Raw genomic sequence first — 21,215 nt, 5'->3', positions numbered from 1 at the left:
ATAATTTTGTTTTGATGGCATGAATGTTATAATAGTATAGGGTTTCGATGTGTTGAAAGCACAAGATTAATTAAAACTAAAAAGCCCATTTTCAAATAGATGAAAATGGGTTTTTTTAGTGTAAGACCATCCAATTATTCAAGAATTATTTTTTTAGCCGAAGCAGCATCCTGATTGATTAGGTATATATAGTAAATTCCTTTTGGAAGACCCGCTAAACTAACCGTATTATTGGTGTTTGCAGCATCCAGTTGAATTGTTTTTACCAGTTGCCCGGATGTATTATAAACGGTTGCTTTTTCTATAGAAATATTGTCAATACTAACCTCTCCTTTTGTTGGGTTTGGATATACTACCGCTTGATCAAAAACAGAATCGGCAAGACCTAATTTAGTGCAGGTAGCAGAATAGGCAGCTGCTGCATCTTTTATATTCATCCATTTTGCATTGGAATAAGCAACATCATCCACTTCAATACAGGTTAAATTCGGATTGTTTCTGAAATTAGTAAAGCCAAGTTCTATTTTTGTGTTATTTCCGTTTTTCAAATTCAAATACGTTAACTGATTGTTTTCACAAGCCAGTTCTGTTATTTTTGGATTTTTAGAAATATCAACACTTGTAAGTTTGTTGTCTAAACAATCGAACATATAGATATCCGGATTTTTAGACACGTCAATAGCAGTAAGTTTATTGTCGTTACACATAAAACCCTGAAGCAAAATATTTTGTGAAACATCTAAACTTGTAAGTTGATTGGTATAACAATAGAAATCCAGTAAAAGAACGTTTTTGGAAACATTTAAACTTGTTAAAAAATTGTTTCCGCAATTTAGGGAAGTCAGCTTTGTATTGTTTTGAATATCTAAAGAGGTTAATTTATTTCCTCGGCAATCGAAATCGTCTAGTTCCGTATTTTTCGATACGTTTAATGTCGTTAGCTGATTAAGCATAGCCGTTAATCTTTCTAAGGAAATATTCTCAGATAAGTCAATATCAGTTAAACTATTTCTTTGAAAATCTAAGCTAGTCAATAAAACATTTTTTGTAACATCTAAATTGGTCAATTCATTTCGGCCGATATTCAAATAAGTTAAAGCTACATTTTGAGATAAATCTATATTTTTCAGTTTGTTTTTTGAACAGTCCAGGTTAGTAAGTGAAGTGAAAGCTTCAATTCCTGTTAAGTCAGTAATCAAGCTGTTACTGACATCTAAAAAAGTCAGTTCTGAAATACTTGAAGTTAAGACTTTTCCGTCAGCAACGCCCGAATCAATACCTAAATCAATTAATTTATTTTCAAAGTTAATATCCGGAATTGAAGTATATTCTTCAACCTGGTCGCTATATACTTTAACGTCGTCAATTAAAACATCAAATGGCTCATCGTCAAAACTAAAAGTAGAAAAAGACAAATTAAAAGTAAGATCACTGCTTGGTGTGAAAGTCGTTTCTTTTTCAGTCCATGCATTATTTGAAGCAAAAGCACTGCTGGATATGCTGCTGCCACTTTCATCATTATACAATTTTAAGGCTATAGGATGGCTGCCGCTATAATTGCTATTGAGGTATTTATACTTAAACTTTACAGTATACGTGATACCACTCTTTAAGGGAACCTGAGCAATAATCTTAGGGGATAAGCCAGCGGTTAATGATAATTTTGCACTATACTGTCCTGTTGCAGCATCAGTACTTTGGGATATAGAATTTGTAGTAGTCCAACTATTAGGAGTATTACCTGTCCAGTTATCAAAACCGCCATCAGGTACTAAATTAGTTTGAGCAAAAACAGAAAAATTAGCTAATAAAAGTAATAAGAGTAGTTTTGTTTTCATAGAATTAATTAAGGATTTTGGAAGTGCAAGTATACAAATTACAATTGTAGTTTTATTACGGAAAGACGTATTAATTTTGATATTTTATCTTTTGTAAAGCAATTAAAAATAAAAAAAACCGGGCTTATGTTAAATTCCTTACAGAAAAAAATCATAAGGCATTGTTAATGGTTAGTTTTTTGTAACAAAAAAGCATAATTTAGTCGCAACTTTTAACTTTATACATTAAAAATAAACACATGAATCCTATAAAACCTATTACTTTATCTGCATTTGCATTGCTTGTTCTGACAGGTGGAGGTATAACTGTACAAGCACAAACTTCAGCTCCTAAAGAAGCAATCACTGTACCTTTAGCTATTGTAAAAAAAGCTCCGGTTACAGAAAACGATTTAAAAAGATGGAGTCATCTGGATCTGGTAAAAGATACGATTCCCGGAATGAGTGTTGACAAAGCCTACGCTGAATTGTTGCAAGGAAAAACGGGACAAAAAGTAATTGTTGGAATTGTAGATTCCGGTGTAGATATTGAACATCCGGATTTGCAGGGAATGATCTGGACCAATGCTAAAGAAGTTGCGGGTAACGGAATCGACGATGACAAAAACGGTTTTATCGATGATGTCCACGGATGGAATTTTCTTGGCAATGCCGTTCATGAAAACCTTGAAATGACCCGTGTCATCAAAAAAAAGGATGACGGATCTGCCGAATACAAAAATGCGTTAGCACAATACAACGAAAAATACGAAAAGGCTTTACAGGATAAACAACAAGTAGATTATTTACTCGATGTTCACAATACTATTAAAAAAGAGTTAAATAAGACGACTTACAAACTGGAGGATTTAGCGGCTGTTACTTCAACAGATTCAAAAGTGTTGATGGATAAAAAAATCATGACACAGATTTTTACCAATGCAGGACATACTTTTGATCCGGAAGCTGAACTAAAGGAGTATAGCGAACAAGTTTACGATGAGTTAAATTACAACCTAAACAAAGAATACGACGGAAGAAAAATTGTAGGAGATAATCCAGAAGATATCAAAGACAATCATTATGGTAATAACATTGTTTTTGGTCCGGACAAAGAAAAAGCACTTCACGGAACTCACGTTGCCGGAATTATTGCACAGATCCGCCATAACGATTTAGGTGGAGACGGTATAACCAACAATGTTGAAATCCTGACCGTAAGAGCTGTTCCTGATGGAGATGAATATGATAAAGATATTGCATTAGCAATTCGTTATGCAGTTGATAATGGTGCAAAAGTAATTAACGGAAGTTTCGGAAAAAGCTTTTCCCCACACAAACAATGGGTGTATGATGCGATCAAATATGCCGCTAAAAAAGACGTCCTAATTGTGCATGCTGCAGGTAATGACGGTTCTAACATTGATGAAACAAAAAACATCAATTTTCCTAATGATGCTGAAGATAACGTCAAAGAATTTGCGGACAATGTGCTTACAATTGGTGCCATTAATAAAGCGTATGGAGAAAATGTAGTAGCCGGATTTTCGAACTTCGGAAAAATAAACGTCGATGTTTTTGCTCCGGGAGAAGAAATTTATGCAACAGTGCCAAACAACAAATACAAATATTTACAGGGAACTTCAATGGCTTCGCCTAATGCAGCCGGAGTTGCCGCTTTGATTCGTTCTTATTATCCAAAATTGAAAGCCTCACAAGTAAAACACATTCTGATGGATTCAGGGGTTTTGCTTCCTGCTCAGGTAGTTTTGGGTGAAAATCCAAACCCAAATGAAAAACCTGCACCGGTTTCTTCTTCGGAATCTTCTAAAACGGGTAAAATGGTAAATGCTTATAATGCTTTATTGATGGCTGAAAAAATGTCAAAAAAATAAAAAAATAAATTACTAATCCAATGGAAGAGTGAACACTCTTCCATTTTTTTATTTAAATGAAGATGTATAAAATTATTCTATTTTCTTTTCTGAGTTTTGGTTTAAACGCTGCTTTTGCACAAAATGCGCCTTACTGGCAGCAACATGCCGACTATAAAATGGAGGTTTCGATGGATGTAAAAACCTATCAGTATAAGGGGAAACAGGAATTGGTGTATACCAACAATTCTGCTGATACCTTAAAAAAAGTATTTTATCATTTGTATCCAAATGCTTTTCAGCCGGGAAGTGAAATGGATGCACGTCTGCATACTATAAAAGATCCGGACGGAAGAATGGTGAATAAAGTAAAGGGTGCTGATGGCAAAGAAACAAAGCAAAGCCGAATTGAAACTTTAAAACCAAACGAAACAGGTTTTTTAAAAATTACTAATTTTAAACAAGATGGCGAAACGGCTCAGACAAGAACTTCAGGGACTATCTTAGAAGTAACTTTGGCGAAACCAATTTTGCCGAATTCTAAAACGACTTTTACGTTAGATTTCGACGGACAGGTTCCGGTTCAGATTCGCCGTTCCGGAAGAAACAATTCGGAAGGAATAGAATTATCAATGTCACAGTGGTATCCTAAATTAGCCGAATTTGATTTCGAAGGATGGCATGCGGATCCTTATATTGCGCGTGAATTTCATGGCGTTTGGGGAAATTTTGATGTAAAAATTACAATTGATAAGGATTATACAATTGGCGGTTCCGGATATTTACAGGATAAAAACGAAATTGGTCACGGGTATCAGGATGCAGGTGTGACGGTTACGTACCCAAAAAAAACCAAGACTTTGACATGGCATTTTATTGCACCAAACGTTCACGATTTTACCTGGGCAGCAGACAAAGAATATGCACATGATATTGTAAAAGGACCAAATGATGTCGATTTGCATTTCTTTTATAAAAACACTCCGAAAGTAGCTGAAAACTGGAAAAAACTGGAGCCATTAATGGTGAAAGTAATGGATTATTACAATCATACAGTTGGGGCCTATCCGTACAAACAATACTCCTTTATTCAGGGTGGAGATGGCGGAATGGAATATGCAATGTGTACTTTAATGTTAGGAAACGGAACTCTTGAAGGAATTTTAGGAACCGCTACACACGAACTGGGACATTCATGGTTTCAGCATATTCTGGCTTCAAACGAATCGAAACATCCGTGGATGGATGAAGGTTTTACAACTTACATCGAAGACAGCGCTTTGAATGAGCTGGCAGGAGATAAAAAAGTAGCCAATCCGTTTAAAGGAAATTATAATGCCTATTACAGCTTAGTTTCATCAGGAAAAGAGCAGCCACAAACGACTCATGGTGACCGTTATGATGAGAACAGACCTTACAGTATCTCTTCTTATGTAAAAGGAAGTATCTTTCTTTCGCAGTTAGTATATGTAATTGGACAGGAGAATCTGGATGCGACTTTAAAAAGATATTACAGTGATTTTAAATTCAAACATCCTTCTCCAAATGATATCAAAAGAACAGCTGAAAGAGTTTCCGGTGCAGAATTGGACTGGTATTTAATGGATTGGACGCAAACAGCCAATACGATTGATTACGGAATTAAAGACGTTGCCGATAATGCGGGCAAAACAACCGTTAGTTTAGAAAGAATCGGCAGGATGCCAATGCCAATTGATTTGCTGGTAGAATATACTGACGGAACTTCTGAAAGTTTTTACATTCCGTTAAGAATGATGAATTTCATCAAACCAAATCCAAATCCAAACGTAAAAAGAACAGTTTTGGACGACTGGGCCTGGGCGCAATCGAATTATAGTTTTACAATAGACAAAAGCAAAGGTGCAATCAAAAAGATCACCATTGACCCAAGCGGATTAATGGCTGATGTTAAAGCTGCCAATAATGTTTTTGAAGTGAAATAACAAAAAGAATCTTATAAAGTAAAAGCCCTTAAAGTGATTTAAGGGCTTTTCTTTTTTCAAATTTATCTTTATTATTATATTGTTTTTACTTCTGTAGCAACAACGGTTTCTGTTTTCTTAAACGGAAATAATTTTCGATAACTGGCAGATCGCCATAACCATTCGATTGGACCATAATTGTATCTTGACAGCCACCATTTGCTTATAAATAGCTGCACGATAAAAATAAAAACCGCTAAGGAAAAGTAAAACCAGTAAGGCATTGCATCTCCTATTCCCAGACCAATTCCCGAAAAAATAAAAGCCGCTAAAATGTTTTGGGCGATATAATTGGTCAGTGTCATTTTTCCGCCGGCACTAAAATAACTGAAAACGGTTTTTAGCTTTCCATTATTATACAACAAGGAAATTCCCGTAGCGATAAAAATCATGGTGCTTAGAACGAGCCAGTAGAGCGGGTGAAAGACTTTGAAAATAGCGACTTGTTTGTAGAAAATAATCAGATTAAAGCATACACCAATAATGACGGCCGTAGCTAAACTGATCCAAAGTACACGTTTTAATAGCTTTTTCAGTTCGTTTAGACGATTAAAAAAGTTTATTTTCTGAAGTAAAAAGCCAAAAAGCATGCAGGCAAACATGACAAGATGTGCCGTAATGGCGTAACCCGGAATAATGATTTGTTCGTAAAAGGAAGCAAGCAAATTAAACCTGAAAAAATCCAGCCAGTTTCCGGAATGATACAATTTTAAATATTCGGGATTTGTTGCGATTTCCGGATGTTCGACCTTATAGCCGTTGACATAAGCCATGACAAAAGGAATGGTAAGAACAATAACAGCAGAAATTATGGCTAATGTTTTTGCAGAACATTTGTAAAAAAGTAACATTACAAGTCCTAAAAAAGCATAATCTTTTAAGATGTCGCCAAGCCAGAAAGACGAATTAATAAAAGCCAGTACAAAAAGTAAAATCATTCGCCACGCAAAAAAGGTGACCGGATTTTTGCCTTTACTGGCAACATTATCAATTAAAATAGCAAAACCGTAGCCAAATAACAGCGTTAATAAGGTCCAGGATTTTGCTGCAAAAAAGTAGCGGTTAAACGTCATCAGTATTTCAGATAAAATACTGTGGTTGAATTTGTGTGGTACGCCGATAAACAGGAAGTCCGAATAATTTCCAATGGCAACGCCTAGTAGAGCCCAGCCCCTGAGGATGTCAACAATAGCAGTTCTTTTGCTTTGTTCGACAGGATGATAAGAATTTGTCATTTGATTAACATTTTTGTTGTGATTTGATTGATGATTTTAGATAAATTTGAAATTATTCTAACGCAGCCAAAAGTAAGAAAATTATATAATCCTGTGCTTTTATCTTAAAATATATTTCACAAAAAAAGCGTATTATTTTAAAAGAACTTCTTTTAAAATAATACGCTTTAAATAGTTAGGAATTTTTAAACTATCCCAAATGTTCCAGCATATCTTTTGTCATTGATTCCAGATCAAAAGTATGTTGCCATCCCCAGTCTTTTCTCGCTTCAGCGTCATCAATACTGGCAGGCCAGCTGTCCGCAATTTTCTGACGGAAATCAGGATTGTATGTAATTTCAAATTCAGGAATATGTTTTTTGATTTCAGCAGCAATTTGAGTTGGAGTAAAACTCATTGCGGCTAAATTGTATGAAGAATGTATTTTGATGTCTTCAGCAGGCGCTTTCATAATATTGATAGTCGCTTCAATAGCATCATCCATATACATCATTGGCATTTTGGTTTCTGCCGATAAAAAGCATTCGTATTTTTTATCAGCAATCGCTTTATAAAAAATATCAACAGCATAATCGGTAGTGCCGCCGCCCGGAGGAGTCGACCAGCTGATTAAACCAGGATAACGGATACTGCGAACATCAACACCATAAATATTATGGTAATATTCACACCATCTTTCTCCTGCCTGCTTGCTAATTCCGTAAACAGTCGAAGGTTCCATTACCGTATATTGCGGCGTATTTTCTTTTGGAGTTGTCGGGCCAAAAACGGCAATACTGGAAGGCCAGAAAACTTTCTGGATTTTTTTGGCTTTAGCCAGATTCAGAACATGAAATAACGAATTCATATTCAGGTCCCAGGCAAAGGCGGGATTTTTTTCGGCGGTAGCAGATAAAAGTGCTGCCATCAAATAAATATCCGTAATCTTATGTACTTCAACAAGATGTTCAATTTGATTGAAATCCAACGCATTGACCACTTCAAAAGGCCCTGAATTAACAACGTCCGTATTTAATTTTCGGATATCAGAAGCGACAACATTTTCGGTTCCGTATAATTTGCGAAGCTTTTGAGTCAGTTCTGTCCCAATTTGACCGCATGCACCAATGATCAATATTTTTGGATTCATTTGTAAATTTTTAGATACGCAAATATAACGTTTTCGCAAATATTTTTGGTTTTCAGAAGAACAAATTATAAATTTAACAATGATAAAGATGCTTTTTTGGATTATTCTCCGTTGAGGCTTTTAATTATTTAACCGCAAAGCACGCAAAGATTTTTAAAAATTATGCCGTTTTATAAAAACGCAAAGTTCGCAAAGCCAGTTCAACGCCAAGCTTTGCGAACTTTGTGTTTTCTAAACTTACTGCAAGATAAAAAGCTTTGCGTGCTTTGCGGTTAAATTTTCCAGACACAGTTACAGCGTTTTCTTTGCTACGAATTTGCTTCGCCTGTTCGCTATCGCTAGGACCCCGAATTAGCACAAATCTATGCGGTCAAAACTTGAAATAATTCGTGAAGATTAGAGAAATTCGTGGCAAACTTTTTAAAATCCATATCCAGGGCAATATATGGCCAAAATCAGAATTCGTAATTGTAAATTTACTTTGTAACTTTGTAGCTTAATGTTTGACCAAATGAAATATAAAATATCTCTTTTTCTACTTTTTATTTTTGTATTGAACTCCTGTCAGGGTGAAGACGAAAGGCGCCTTGCAGAGTATGAAAAAGAAGCTAAAAAAAAGGAAGTCATATTTAATAATATCAATAAAGGCTGGGTTTTTATTGATGAACCCATCAATGAAGTCTCTGAGCAGAATGCAGCAACCTGGACAGAATGGCGCGACTTCTTAAAAGAAATCGGAGAAAAACCGAAGAAAACGATTGGAGCGTTTCAGAAAAAATCGGCTGCAATTGCTAAGAAAGCAATGCTTTTAAATAATAATATTCCGGCACAATTCAATCTGCCTCAGATAAAAAGCAGAATCTCAATTTTGATCACTAAAATCAAAATGATGGATTTGTTTATTCATCTGAACCAAATTCCCGACGAGAAAGTGATTTTTTTAGTTGGTGAAATCAATAAGGAATTAGTTTCACTGGAAAGACAAATGGATAAAATTGTTGAAAAAAGCAAGATTCCGAAAGAAGAAGGAGAAGCAGATTTCCTGAAAATGTTAGATACAACACGCGCGATTCCGAATTCGGCACCGCCATTAGATCAAAATTTACCTAAAGTTGAGTAAAAACGCCCTTTATACTACGTATGATAATCTGCCAAAAGCAAAGCAGATTGCATCAAATTTACTGGAAGAAAGCCAGATAAAAATGCATCTTAGCGGTTTGCTGGGATCTGCAGTATCCTTTGTAATCCGCTCTGTTTTTAAGCAAACCGAACTGCCTTTTTTGATTGTTTTAGACAACAAGGAAGAAGCGGCGTATTACCTGAATGATCTCGAACAGATGATTGGCGAACAGGATGTCTTGTTTTATCCGGCATCATTTCGCCGTCCTTACCAAGTTGATGAAACCGATAATGCCAATGTACTGCTTCGCGCTGAGGTTTTAAACCGAATTAATTCCCGTAAAAAACCAGCGATCATCGTGACCTATCCGGAGGCGCTTTTCGAGAAAGTGGTGACGCGCCAGCAGCTGGACAAAAACACTTTAAAAGTCGCTTTAAACGATAAAATTTCAATTGATTTTATCAATGAAGTTTTGTTTGAATATGAATTCAAGAGAGTCGATTTTATTACCGAACCGGGCGAATTTTCCGTTCGTGGAGGAATCGTTGATGTGTTCTCCTTTTCAAACGATCACCCGTACCGAATTGAATTTTTCGGAAATGAAGTAGACAGCATCAGAAGTTTCGATGTAGAAACACAACTATCTGTAGAAACGCATAAAAAAATAACGATTATCCCGAATGTAGAGAACAAGATCTTTCAGGAAAACAGGGAAAGTTTCTTAGATTATATTGCAGAAAAAACGGTTCTTTTTATTCAGAACACCGACGGGCTTTTTTCTCAGTTAGACAAACAATTCGCAAGGGCAGAAGAAGCTTTTGAGAAACTTTCGAAAGAGATAAAACACGCCAGTCCGGAACAACTGTTCTTAAATCAGGCCTCATTTATAAAAAGGGCGTTAGACTTTTCGGTTGTTGAACTGGCTTCAAAACCCATTTTCAAAACCACCAAAAAGTTCGAATTTCATATTCTGCCGCAGCCCTCATTCAATAAACAATTTGATTTATTACTGAATAACCTGAGTGAGAATCATTTTAACGGCTATAAAAATTACCTGTTTTGTTCTAATGAAACGCAGGCAAAACGTTTTCATGATATTTTCGAAACTTTAGATGAAGCCAATTCAGAGAATATTCGAAAACAATATCATACTATTGTATTGCCTTTATACCAGGGTTTTATTGACGAAGAAAATCAGCTTACAGCTTATACCGATCATCAGATTTTTGAGCGGTACCATAAATTCAACATCAAAAACGGCTATTCGAAAAAGCAGAATATTACGCTAAAAGAATTAACGTCACTATCTGTTGGGGATTATGTGACGCATATCGATCACGGAATCGGGAAGTTTGGCGGCCTGCAAAAAATTCAGGTGGAAGGTAAAACGCAGGAAGCCATAAAATTGGTTTATGCCGATAATGATATTGTGTATGTGAGCATTCACTCGCTTCATAAAATTTCAAAATACAACGGAAAAGACGGAACACCGCCTAAAATTTATAAACTGGGATCGAACGCCTGGAAAATTTTAAAACAAAAAACCAAAGCGCGTGTCAAACATATTGCTTTCAATTTGATTCAGCTGTATGCGAAACGCCGTTTAGAAAAAGGTTTCCAGTTTGCGCCGGACAGTTATTTGCAAAATGAATTAGAAAGTTCCTTTATCTACGAAGACACTCCGGATCAGACGAAATCGACTCAGGAAGTAAAAGCCGATATGGAAAGCGATCGTCCAATGGATCGTCTGGTTTGTGGTGACGTTGGTTTCGGAAAAACAGAGGTGGCGATTCGTGCCGCTTTTAAAGCGGTTGACAACAGTAAACAAGTCGCGATTCTGGTTCCCACAACTATTTTGGCATACCAGCATTATCGGACTTTTACGGAAAGATTAAAAGATATGCCGGTTTCAATTGGTTATCTGAACCGATTTAGAACGGCCAAACAAAAAGCACAAACCTTAAAAGATTTAGCCGAAGGTAAACTGGATATTGTAATTGGAACACACCAATTAGTCAACAAAAATGTAGTTTTTAAAGACCTTGGTTTATTGATTGTCGACGAAGAGCAAAAGTTTGGCGTAAACGTAAAAGACAAGCTCAAAACGATTGCAGCCAATGTAGATACGCTGACCTTAACGGCAACGCCAATTCCGAGAACGCTTCAGTTTTCCTTGATGGCGGCTCGCGATTTATCGGTAATTACAACACCTCCGCCCAATCGTTATCCAATAGAAACCAATGTGGTTGGTTTTAATGAAGAGATAATCCGCGATGCGATTTCGTATGAAATTCAGCGTAACGGACAGGTTTTCTTTATCAATAACCGAATTGAAAATATTAAGGAAGTGGCCGGAATGATTCAGCGTCTGGTTCCGAATGCCAGAGTCGGAATTGGTCACGGACAAATGGAAGGTGCCAAACTAGAAGAATTGATGTTAGGTTTTATGAATGGGGATTTTGATGTTCTGGTCGCGACAACAATTATCGAAAGCGGTTTGGATGTACCCAACGCCAATACGATTTTCATCAATAATGCCAATAATTTCGGATTATCAGATTTGCATCAGATGCGAGGCCGGGTAGGGCGAAGCAATAAAAAAGCCTTCTGTTATTTTATCTGTCCGCCATATTCCTCTATGACCGAAGATGCGCGTAAACGTATTCAGGCGTTAGAGCAGTTTAGCGAATTGGGCAGCGGATTTAATATTGCTATGAAAGATCTTGAAATTCGTGGTGCCGGGGATTTGTTAGGTGGAGAGCAAAGTGGTTTCATCAATGAAATTGGTTTTGATACTTACCAGAAAATCATGAACGAAGCCATCGAAGAATTAAAAGAAAACGAATTCAAGGATTTATATCCGGAAGAGAATGATATTGAAACGAAGGAATACGTAAAAGATTTACAAATTGATACGGATTTTGAACTATTGTTTTCTGATGAATATATCAATAATGTCACAGAGCGTTTGAGTTTATATAACGAATTGGGTTTTGTTAAAAATGAAGAAGAACTAATCATTTTCCAAAACAAATTAATTGACCGTTTCGGACCGATGCCTCCGCGTGCCAATGCCTTGATGAATAGTATTCGAATCAAATGGATTGCCACAGCTGTAGGTATTGAAAAACTGGTCATGAAAAAAGGCAAAATGATTGGCTATTTCGTCTCAGATCAACAATCTGATTATTATCAGTCGAAACGTTTTCAGAAGATGATAAAATTTGTGCAGACACACAGTAATCTTTGCACAATGAAAGAAAAACAGACACCAAACGGCTTGCGTCTTTTGCTGACTTTTGAGAATGTAAAATCTACGAAAAGGGCTTTGGAACTGATGGAATTATTGGGAGAATAATTTTTTTATTTTTTACAAGCAGAAAAATTAAGTTCAAAAGACGACCAGTCCCGCTATCCCTTTCAATCTTTTGTGCTGAACCCCAGCACAAAAGGATTTTCAGTCCTATCGGGGCTAAAAAAGAGGTTTAGTAGTTCTATTGACGTTCCTTTGAAAGAATAAATAAAAAATGCCGTATGAAAACTCCATACGGCATTTACTTTTCAAATCTAAAGAGAACTATTTAACAATCAGTTTTTTAGTTACATTTGAATTTTTCGAATTAATAGTTACAATATAAATTCCCGATGCCAAATGATGATTGATTTGTCCTGAAGCCGAAAGTTTTTCCGTTTGTACGATTCTTCCGTTCATATCAGAAACGGTAATCGCTGCCACGTCTCCATTTTCTAATTCCGGCAATAAAACCTGAAATTGATTGTCTGTTGATGGATTTGGATAAATGGTAATTACGGTATTTTGTACCTCAACATCTTCTTTAGTATTCAAAGCCATTTTTGAAGCAGTGGTGCTTTCAAGCTGCCATTGTGCGCTGTACCAGCCGTCTTGTGAATTACCATATTGAGCAGATCCGGTTTGATTTTCAACATGAATAATATTTCCGGATTGCCATCTGTTTCTAATTCTGGTCCAGGTTCCGTCAATATAATCAGCAGACCATTGCGCACTCCAGAAAGTGGTATCGGTAATGTTGCACTGCACACTTCCGGTTTGTCCTTCAATATTAATTAATTCGCCTGTTGCTACATTTTTCAATACGAAATAAGTAGCATCAATCGCAATTTTCTGCCATTTGTAACTGTTATTGGAAGCGGTTGCTCCGTAACCCACATTTGTTCCGGCATCCGATAAGTAAGCACCTGTCCATCTGTTTTTAATAGTGTAATACGTTCCTGTTGGGGTTGAAACCGTGACAGCAGCTGTACTTGTTTTGCTTCCGCTAACAGTGGTTACCGTTATAGTTGCAGTTCCATTTGCCACAGCCGTTATTAATCCGGATGCATTTACCGTTGCCACAGCCGTATTGCTTGAACTGTACGTAACATTTTTGTTTGTTGCATTTGCCGGAAGAACAGTCGGTGTAAGCTGTTGTATTCCGCCAACGGCTAATGAAACTGTTGTCGGACTAAGACTCACACTTGTCACGGCTACAGTTGAAGCATTCACCGTTACCGCGCAGGTTGCTGTTTTAGCACCATCCTGAGTCGTTACCGTAATAGTTGCAGATCCTGCAGCTAGTGCAGTTATTAAACCGGACGCGTTAACTGTTGCTACAGCTGTATTCCCTGAACTATAACTAACCGTTTTATTGGTTGCTGTTGCAGGCGAAACTGTTGGCGTTACTTGTTGCGTGGCACCAATTAGTAAAGTAGCTGTTGTTGGCGCAAGTGTTACTCCTGTAACCGCTACAACCGTTCCCGGATTAGAATCGTACCAGGTAGTGTTCATGTACCAACCCGTTTTGTTTCGGCTTAAATCAGCACTTTGGCTGGTTCCATCATTGAAAATTAAATTGGTTGACGTTATATTCGTAAACGTATAACTGTACCAGCCATTTCCTGCATCGGTCATGTTTACACCCGGCCATGATGCGTCAGCCAAAATTCCTGTTGGTAAAGCACTCCAATGATAGATTTTAATGCCCGTTCCCCAATTTGATGGTTTGTAGAAATAAACCGTAAAATTGGTATTCGCATTTACAGTAATTGCTGCAACTGCGGTTTTATTTCCGTCCTGAGTAGTTGCTGTAATATTGGCTGTTCCTGCAGCAACAGCTGTAACCAATCCGGATGAATTTACAGTTGCCACTGCACTATTACTCGAAGACCAGGTTACCGTTTTGTTCGTTGCATTTGCCGGAGCAATCGCTGCCGAAAGCTGTTGTGTGTTTCCCGCATACAAACTCGCAGTAGTTGGCGAAACACTTACAGAAGCAACCGGAATTGCTGCAACAGTTATAGCAGATGTAGCGGTTTTATTTCCGTCAACTGTTTTAACCGTAATGGTTGTTGTACCTGCAGAAACTGCAGAAACCAATCCGGATGCATTTACGGTTGCAACCGCTGTGTTACTGGATGTCCAGGTTACGTTTTGGTTGGTAGCATTTGCCGGAGCAATAGTAGCATTTAATTGTTGTGTAGATCCTAAACCAACAGTTACTGTTGTCGGACTCACCGTTACGCCAGTTACGGCTACTGCTGCAACATTGGTATTGGTTAAAACAATATACTGAAAAGCATTAAAAGATTGTGTAGCCCCCGAAACCAATGTCACGGTAGCGCCGGTATAAGCATCTTTATACGTTCCTGCCAGTGCAGCCGGAATCACGAATGTTTTACTGGCATTTCTAAGATTGGTCATTACAATCACTTTCTCTGTCCCCAATGTTTTGGTAAAGGCACAAATATCATCACTCGCATAAGGTGTCATGGTACCACGTCTGATGGCGGCACTGCTATTTCTGAAGTTAAGTATCCTGGCAAATTCAGGTGTGGCAGCTGTATTGCTCCAGTTGATTTTTACACTTGTATAAGGCCACGGAATTACCTGATTGAAGGCTACCTCTTGTCCGCTGGTTAAAAAAGGAACTCCCTTCATATAACCTGAAACTAAGAAATTGGCAACCACTCCGGCATTACTTTTAAATACGGTAAAAGGAGCGGTATCACTATTGTTTTCTGAGTCATGATTTGCAGTCCATCTCACTTCTTGCTGATTGCCTGTTGCATAGGTATATTCCATGTCATTTGTAGTCTGGAATCTTGTAGAAACAGGGCCTCCGCCTGCCACATTTTTCAAGGCATCATAAAACCATTTGTCGCCAAAATTCATATCGAATCCGGCTTGAAAATTTTGTAGACGATCGCCTTCTGCAAGCATTAATAAATTATGAGAAGAGATGCCTCTTAAATTACTGATAATTTCTGTCCAGAAATCCAGGGGAGGATTGTTGGCAAAATCACAACGGTATCCATCGATATTTGCGGCAAAGATCCAATACCGCATGGCATCTTTTATGGCAGCCCTCAGGCCACTATTGTTAAGGTCCAGAGCCGCTATATCACCAAAATTGGCCAGCTGATTAATCGTTGTTCCGGTTCTTTGATAATATTCCGGGTGAGAAATAGTCCAGGGATGATCCCATGAGGTTCCGTTTACCGCAATATCCAGCATTACTGCCATACCTTTGGTATGCGCCGTGGCTACCAGATTACGCATATCGGTAAGCGTTCCGTATTCGGAGCCAACAGCTTTAAAGTCTTTGATACAATACGGAGAGTTTGTACTTCTTGAATCGGTTCCGTAAGGGTAAATCGGCATTAAATACAGTACATTGATTCCAAGTGACTTAATGCGGTCCAGATCGGAAGTAACTGCGGCTAAAGTTCCGGAAGCACTGTGCGGACGAATATGAACCTGGTAAATATTGGCATCTCTTGGGTCCGGTACTCCTGTGTAAGGTGTTCCGTACTGAGCAGGGTCCTGTGCATACACGGAACTTGCAAATAATAACAGAAAACAGACTAGTGTTTTCGTGATATGAAATAATCGATTGGTAATGTTGATTTTCATAATTTTAATTTTTTTGTATGCTTGTCAGCATCTCTAACTAAAATTCATTCTCACTTGCATTGGTTTTTTAAGTTGACAAACATTTTGTGGTTAATAGTTTTCAAGTAGTAAAAATTTTGATTTTTTTCCGCCACGAATGGCACGAATTTCCCCGAATTAAGGCTTTTTATAAATTTTAATAAATTAAAATTTGCGCTAATTCGTGCAATTCGTGGCAAAAAAACTTTTAATTACATAAGAGAGTATGTAATCTTATAACTTTTTCAATCCTTTTAATTCTGTAGGAGTTCCTTCTTTGATGCTAATGGCAACGCCACCGCCCGGAGCTAAATATTGTTTCAAAATTGTTTTTGAGGTTACGACAACTTTAGTTACGGTATAACTTTGCGGTTTCTCCTTCCAATTGGCTTCTTTTGCATCGGCATAAATGGTAGCAATAAATTTTTTGCCTGCAGGAAGATAATCGAAAGTAATGTTGGCCGTTCTGGCATTTTCATCGGTAATTCCGCCAATAAACCAGGCTTCTTTCCCTTTTGCTTTACGGGCAATGGTAATGTAATCTCCCGGTTCAGCTTCTAAAATATAACTGTTGTCCCAATCTACGGCAACATCTTTAATAAACTGAAAAGCATCTGGAAAACGTTCATAATTCCCCGGAATATCAGCAGCCATTTGCAACGGACTGTACATAGTCACATAATACGCCAATTGTTTCACCAAAGTAGTATTGACACGTTGTGAGCTTCCGGTTCCGTAATACGAAAGATCGGTTTGGAAAATCCCGGGCGTAAAATCCATAGGACCACCCATTAAACGGGTAAAAGGCAAAATCGTCGTATGATCCGGATTCAGTCCTCCCATAGATTCAAACTCAGTTCCACGAGCTGATTCCTGCGCGATCCAGTTTGGAAACGTACGGTTTAAACCTGTTGGCCGAACGGCTTCGTGGCTGTCGATCATGATTTTATAGTCGGCGGCACGTTTGGCTACATTGATGTAATGATTCACCATCCATTGTCCGTCATGGTGTTCGCCACGCGGAATAATCTTACCTACATAACCTGTTTTTACGGCATCGTAACCGTTGTCATTCATAAATTGAAAAGCACGATCTAAACGACGCTCGTAATTGGTTGCCGATCCTGAAGTTTCGTGGTGCATGATAATTTTCACTCCTTTAGAAGCGGCATAAGCATGAACCGCTTTTACATCAAAATCCGGGTAAGCGGTTACGTAATCAAAAACTTCTTCCTTCCAGTTGTTGATCCAGTCTTCCCATCCAATATTCCACCCTTCAATCAGGATCGCATCGAAACCGTTTTTAGAAGAAAAATCAATATATTCTTTTGCTCTTTCTGTGGTGGCCCCATGTTTTCCGTTAGGGGTTAATTTCGAAAAATCATCCGTTAATTTTACATTGTTTTCTTTTCCGAAAGCCCAGGTGCTTTTTCCGGCCACAAAATATTCCCACCAGATTCCGATATATTTTACCGGTTTTATCCAGGAAACATCCTTGTAACTTGTCGGATCGTTGAGGTTCAGAATTAATTTTGAAGCCAAAATTTCAGTTGCTTTATCACTTACTACAATAGTTCTCCACGGCGATTGCGCATCGGTCTGTATGTAACCTTTATTTCCCACCGCATCAGGTGCTAAATGACTGCGCATTTTATTAGTCGCAGCATCAACTTCAAGATACATGGCAGGATAATTGATTAAACCGGCTTCGTGAATGTTAATGTATAAACCATCATCAGATTTCATCATAGAGGGTGTCTGTACTGATAGTTCTTTTATGGGCCATTGTGAGTTGATGTCAATAGTAGCCTTTTTCATCAACGACGGAATTTCAGAAATTTTCGAAGTAGTGTATGCATATTCATTGGTATCATAATCTCCCGGGATCCAGAAAATTTTATGATTTCCGGCCAGGTTAAATTCAGAACGTTCTTCTTTAATCACAAAATAATTCAAATCATTTTGCTTTGGAAATTCGTATCTGAATCCTAAACCGTCATTGAATAATCTAAAACGGATTCGAATATATCTGTTGTTATTTTTCGCCTGGGATAAAGTCACAACCAGCTCATTGTAGTTATTGCGTATTGTCTTTTCTTCACCTAAAACAGGATTCCAAATATCATCAACTGAGGATTGTACTGTATTTGTGATGGTAAAACCATCGAGAAACGAAGGCAGATTTTGCAGTTCTAATCCCAAAGAACTTGGTTTAATAACTGGTTTTTGTTTATATGATAATTGGTAAGAAGGAATTCCGCCCTCTTTTACTTCAAATTTTAAAGAAAGGTTTTTGTCAGGAGAAGTGATCTCTTGTGCCTGAACCCATAGGGCATTGGCACAAACAAAAAGACATAAGGCAACTGTTTTGCTTAAAGAAACTTTAAGCAATGCTTTTTTGGATTGAAAATTCATTTTATTTAGTTTTTTGCAAATCTAATTGTATTTTTTAAAAATGCTTGTGTATTAATTTTTCAATATCAGATATTGATAAGGTAAAAGAGTTGTTTCACTGCCAAGAGTTACGGTTGCGCCCGAAAAAGCATCTTTCCATGTTCCTTTTAATGCAGGTGCGACCAAATATTTTGCGGAAGAATTGGTCAGGTTAGAAAGCACTAAAACTTTTTCAGCATCTTTTACCATAGTAAAGGCACTTATGGCATCACTGCTGTATCCTGTAAAAGTTCCTCTTTTTATAGCATTACTGCTATTTCTAAAGGCGATAATCTTTTTATATTCTGCAAGCATTTCTGTATCAGCAGCAGACCAGTCAATAGGAGTACGGGCGAAATAATTCAGTCTTTGTGCATATCCAATTTCCTGTCCGTTGTAAATCATCGGAACAGATTTTAGATAAGCCGTTACGACAAAACTCGCCAAAGATCCTTTTTTACCGCCAAAAAGCTCCAAAGGTGTTCCATCGGTAAGGTTAACATCATGATTGCTGGTGTATCGTACCACTTTGCTGTCAGGGCTGTAAATATTGGCATATTCAGTAGCGTTTGAATTTTGCAAAGTCGATGCAGAAAGATTTTCTTTGAAAACTTTTTCTAAAGCACTGAAAAAATTAAATCCAAAAGTATAATCAAACCCCGAAGTAAAATGACTTATTTTAGAACCTTCAGCCAACATTAATATCTTTTGATTTTTTTTGATGCTTCTTAATTTGGTGATGGCCTCTGTCCAGAATCCCGGAGCTACGAAATCGGCATAATCACATCTGAAACCATCTATGTTTGCGTTATAAATCCAGTACGACATCGCGTCGATCATGGCAGCTTTCATTTCAGCATTATTGAAATCCAACTGGGCAACATCCGTATAATTTGTTCCCGGTGGAATAATGATGTTTCCGTCACCATCTTTTTGGTACCAATTGGGGTGTTGTGTAATCCACGGATTATCCCAGGCAGTGTGATTCGCAACCCAGTCCAGCACAACAGCCATGTTTTTTTTATGCGCTTCTTCCACCAAAACCTGAAGATCTTGTAAAGTTCCAAAATCCGGATTTACCGCTTTATAATCCTGCACCGCATAAGGGGAACCCAATTCTCCTGAAGCTTTTACTTTTCCAACAGGATAAACAGGCATTAAATAGATCACATTTGCTCCAAGTTCCTGAATCTGTGAAAGTCTGTCCTGAACTCCTTTTAAAGTTCCGGCCTGACTAAAAGCTCGGATATTTACCTGATAAATAATGGCATCTTGTTTGTCCGGCATTTTTTCAAAGGCGGCACCATACTGTGTGTAGGGCGAAGGTGGTGTGGAATTGTCATCAGAAGAACTACACGAAATAAATGCCAGGGTAATTAGCAAAGTGTAAATGATGTTTATATTTGATTTCATAATTTAATTTTTAGTTTTTAATAAGTCTGGGAGTGTTTTAAGTTTTAAAACATTTTAAAGTAACCTGCCTTTCACGAATGAAAGACAGGTAATTACTCAACCAAACTAATTTAAATTTTAATTATTTTTTTGTTATGGTACAGATGGCAGTTGCCGGATAACCGGTAGTTGCGGGATCTGTCTCTACTATTTTAAACGTTACTTCGTAAGTTCCTGCTTCAGCAATACTATAAGCTCCTCCGTTATCAAGATTTACCGTATTTGTTGCAGCATCTGCCGGTCCGTAATTAATAGTCCAGTTATCATTCAATCTAAATTTTAATGCTCCCGGTAATAAATTGGTTGTAATTTTCCATGTTTTGGTTTGATGGTCATATGACATCGGAACAGAGTGATTCCATCCGTAATTGGCGTCACCAGCTGTTTGTTCAGCTGTTGCTGATGCAGGACCCACAATTCCCCATGCATATGGAGTAGCGGTCCATTTGAGTGTGTTTAAATTTACTTTCATCTGATATGATCCGGCAGCCGGCAGCAGAAAATCGGCATCACTCATGTTTTTCATATCAAAATTAGTTTCTCCTGCGCCATAAAACTGAGCCCAGTTTCTTTCCTTGTTTATTTTGAATTCACGCCCCTGTCCAACCGGAAGTGTCATGTAGCCCTGATAAACACCTTTTTGTATGGCAGTTAAAGCAGCAGCAGTTTCTATGCTCCAGCCCTGATAACTTCCCGGCATGTATATTTCGCCAAAAACAACACTTCTTTCATACGTAGTAATGGTTAAGGTAAGAGGATCCGAATACACTTTATGATCTAAGCTTGCTTCTACGCGAACCACTAATTTTCCTGTGAGTTCAGGTAAAAGTCCTAAGTCTGTGGCTATCTGGTTTAAATCTTTTCCAAGAATAGCTTTGCTTAAAACATCTTCACCCACTTCAATTCGTTTGGATTTTTGCCAGGCCGTTGGTCCGGTAATATCTGAAATGACATCAATTTGTAATGCATACGTTACCGCTGTACCAACAGGAAATTGTACTGCCGGCCATGAGAATAGCACGACAGAATCATCCGCAGTATCTTCTGTCAATACCAATGTGGTGGAAGAGGCTACAAGCGTACTTGGAAAAGTAACGGTTTTTAAGGTTGTAACCTGGGCAGATTCACTTTCACAGGAAGCACCCAAAAAAAGCAAGCTGCCTAATATGAATAATTTATTTATATATTTTTTCATGATAGTTT

Annotated in this window: 11 protein-coding genes; 4 read left to right on the top strand and 7 right to left on the bottom strand. The window is 37.7% G+C overall.

Going from position 1 to position 21,215, the window contains the following annotated elements; genetic code table 11:
- Positions 1-134 precede the first annotated feature (134 nt).
- The gene (locus tag EV142_RS02825) at positions 135-1,838 is read right to left on the bottom strand and encodes a T9SS type A sorting domain-containing protein (protein ID WP_132032492.1); all 1,704 of its coding nucleotides are present in this window, start codon (positions 1,836-1,838) and stop codon (positions 135-137) included.
- Positions 1,839-2,077: 239 nt separating this feature from the next.
- Here EV142_RS02825 and EV142_RS02820 point away from each other — a divergent pair, with 239 nt between their 5' ends.
- Both EV142_RS02820 and EV142_RS02815 read left to right on the top strand, forming a co-directional pair.
- A complete protein-coding gene (locus EV142_RS02820) occupies positions 2,078-3,712 on the top strand; it encodes a S8 family peptidase (RefSeq protein WP_132032490.1) in 1,635 nt (544 codons plus the stop codon).
- A 62-nt stretch (positions 3,713-3,774) separates the two neighbouring features.
- Positions 3,775-5,655, top strand: a complete 1,881-nt coding sequence (locus tag EV142_RS02815; RefSeq protein ID WP_132032488.1) for a M1 family metallopeptidase — start codon at positions 3,775-3,777, stop codon at positions 5,653-5,655.
- A 74-nt stretch (positions 5,656-5,729) separates the two neighbouring features.
- Here the strand turns inward: EV142_RS02815 and EV142_RS02810 are convergent, their stop codons facing one another.
- Both EV142_RS02810 and EV142_RS02805 read right to left on the bottom strand, forming a co-directional pair.
- A complete protein-coding gene (locus EV142_RS02810) occupies positions 5,730-6,929 on the bottom strand; it encodes a DUF418 domain-containing protein (protein ID WP_132032486.1) in 1,200 nt (399 codons plus the stop codon).
- A 190-nt stretch (positions 6,930-7,119) separates the two neighbouring features.
- Positions 7,120-8,058 (bottom strand): L-threonine 3-dehydrogenase, encoded by a 939-nt coding sequence (locus EV142_RS02805; protein WP_132032484.1) that lies wholly within the window; start codon positions 8,056-8,058, stop codon positions 7,120-7,122.
- 511 nt (positions 8,059-8,569) lie between these two features.
- Here EV142_RS02805 and EV142_RS02800 point away from each other — a divergent pair.
- Both EV142_RS02800 and mfd read left to right on the top strand, forming a co-directional pair.
- Positions 8,570-9,178: a hypothetical protein gene (locus EV142_RS02800; RefSeq protein WP_132032482.1), complete on the top strand. Its 609-nt coding sequence runs from the start codon at positions 8,570-8,572 to the stop codon at positions 9,176-9,178.
- Positions 9,171-12,536 (top strand): transcription-repair coupling factor, encoded by a 3,366-nt coding sequence (gene mfd / locus EV142_RS02795; RefSeq protein WP_132032480.1) that lies wholly within the window; start codon positions 9,171-9,173, stop codon positions 12,534-12,536. The genes EV142_RS02800 and mfd overlap by 8 nt, the downstream gene beginning before the upstream one ends.
- 219 nt (positions 12,537-12,755) lie before the next feature.
- Here mfd and EV142_RS02790 read toward each other — a convergent pair whose 3' ends face one another.
- From EV142_RS02790 to EV142_RS02775, 4 genes are all read right to left on the bottom strand, one after another.
- The gene (locus EV142_RS02790) at positions 12,756-16,109 is read right to left on the bottom strand and encodes an Ig-like domain-containing protein (RefSeq protein ID WP_132032478.1); all 3,354 of its coding nucleotides are present in this window, start codon (positions 16,107-16,109) and stop codon (positions 12,756-12,758) included.
- Between the two features lie 252 nt (positions 16,110-16,361).
- Positions 16,362-18,542: a glycoside hydrolase family 97 protein gene (locus EV142_RS02785; RefSeq protein WP_238698645.1), complete on the bottom strand. Its 2,181-nt coding sequence runs from the start codon at positions 18,540-18,542 to the stop codon at positions 16,362-16,364.
- Positions 18,543-18,593: 51 nt separating this feature from the next.
- Positions 18,594-19,973, bottom strand: a complete 1,380-nt coding sequence (locus EV142_RS02780) for an alpha-amylase family glycosyl hydrolase (protein ID WP_132032476.1) — start codon at positions 19,971-19,973, stop codon at positions 18,594-18,596.
- Between the two features lie 121 nt (positions 19,974-20,094).
- Positions 20,095-21,207 (bottom strand): SusE domain-containing protein, encoded by a 1,113-nt coding sequence (locus EV142_RS02775; RefSeq protein ID WP_132032474.1) that lies wholly within the window; start codon positions 21,205-21,207, stop codon positions 20,095-20,097.
- Positions 21,208-21,215: the final 8 nt, after the last annotated feature.

The sequence above is a fragment of the Flavobacterium circumlabens genome, assembly GCF_004345565.1.
In the GTDB taxonomy this organism is placed as follows: Bacteria; Bacteroidota; Bacteroidia; order Flavobacteriales; family Flavobacteriaceae; genus Flavobacterium; species Flavobacterium circumlabens.
The sequence above is the reverse complement of the archived record's forward strand: the minus strand, read 5'-3'. Positions and strand labels throughout refer to the sequence as shown.

What these genes read in the sequence shown, in the direction of transcription:
- EV142_RS02825 (WP_132032492.1), bottom strand. Translation starts at nt 1,838, where the DNA reads ATGAAAACAAAACTACTCTTATTACTTTTATTAGCTAATTTTTCTGTT.
- EV142_RS02820 (WP_132032490.1), top strand. Translation starts at nt 2,078, where the DNA reads ATGAATCCTATAAAACCTATTACTTTATCTGCATTTGCATTGCTTGTT.
- EV142_RS02815 (WP_132032488.1), top strand. Translation starts at nt 3,775, where the DNA reads ATGTATAAAATTATTCTATTTTCTTTTCTGAGTTTTGGTTTAAACGCT.
- EV142_RS02810 (WP_132032486.1), bottom strand. Translation starts at nt 6,929, where the DNA reads ATGACAAATTCTTATCATCCTGTCGAACAAAGCAAAAGAACTGCTATT.
- EV142_RS02805 (WP_132032484.1), bottom strand. Translation starts at nt 8,058, where the DNA reads ATGAATCCAAAAATATTGATCATTGGTGCATGCGGTCAAATTGGGACA.
- EV142_RS02800 (WP_132032482.1), top strand. Translation starts at nt 8,570, where the DNA reads ATGAAATATAAAATATCTCTTTTTCTACTTTTTATTTTTGTATTGAAC.
- EV142_RS02790 (WP_132032478.1), bottom strand. Translation starts at nt 16,109, where the DNA reads ATGAAAATCAACATTACCAATCGATTATTTCATATCACGAAAACACTA.
- EV142_RS02785 (WP_238698645.1), bottom strand. Translation starts at nt 18,542, where the DNA reads ATGAATTTTCAATCCAAAAAAGCATTGCTTAAAGTTTCTTTAAGCAAA.
- EV142_RS02780 (WP_132032476.1), bottom strand. Translation starts at nt 19,973, where the DNA reads ATGAAATCAAATATAAACATCATTTACACTTTGCTAATTACCCTGGCA.
- EV142_RS02775 (WP_132032474.1), bottom strand. Translation starts at nt 21,207, where the DNA reads ATGAAAAAATATATAAATAAATTATTCATATTAGGCAGCTTGCTTTTT.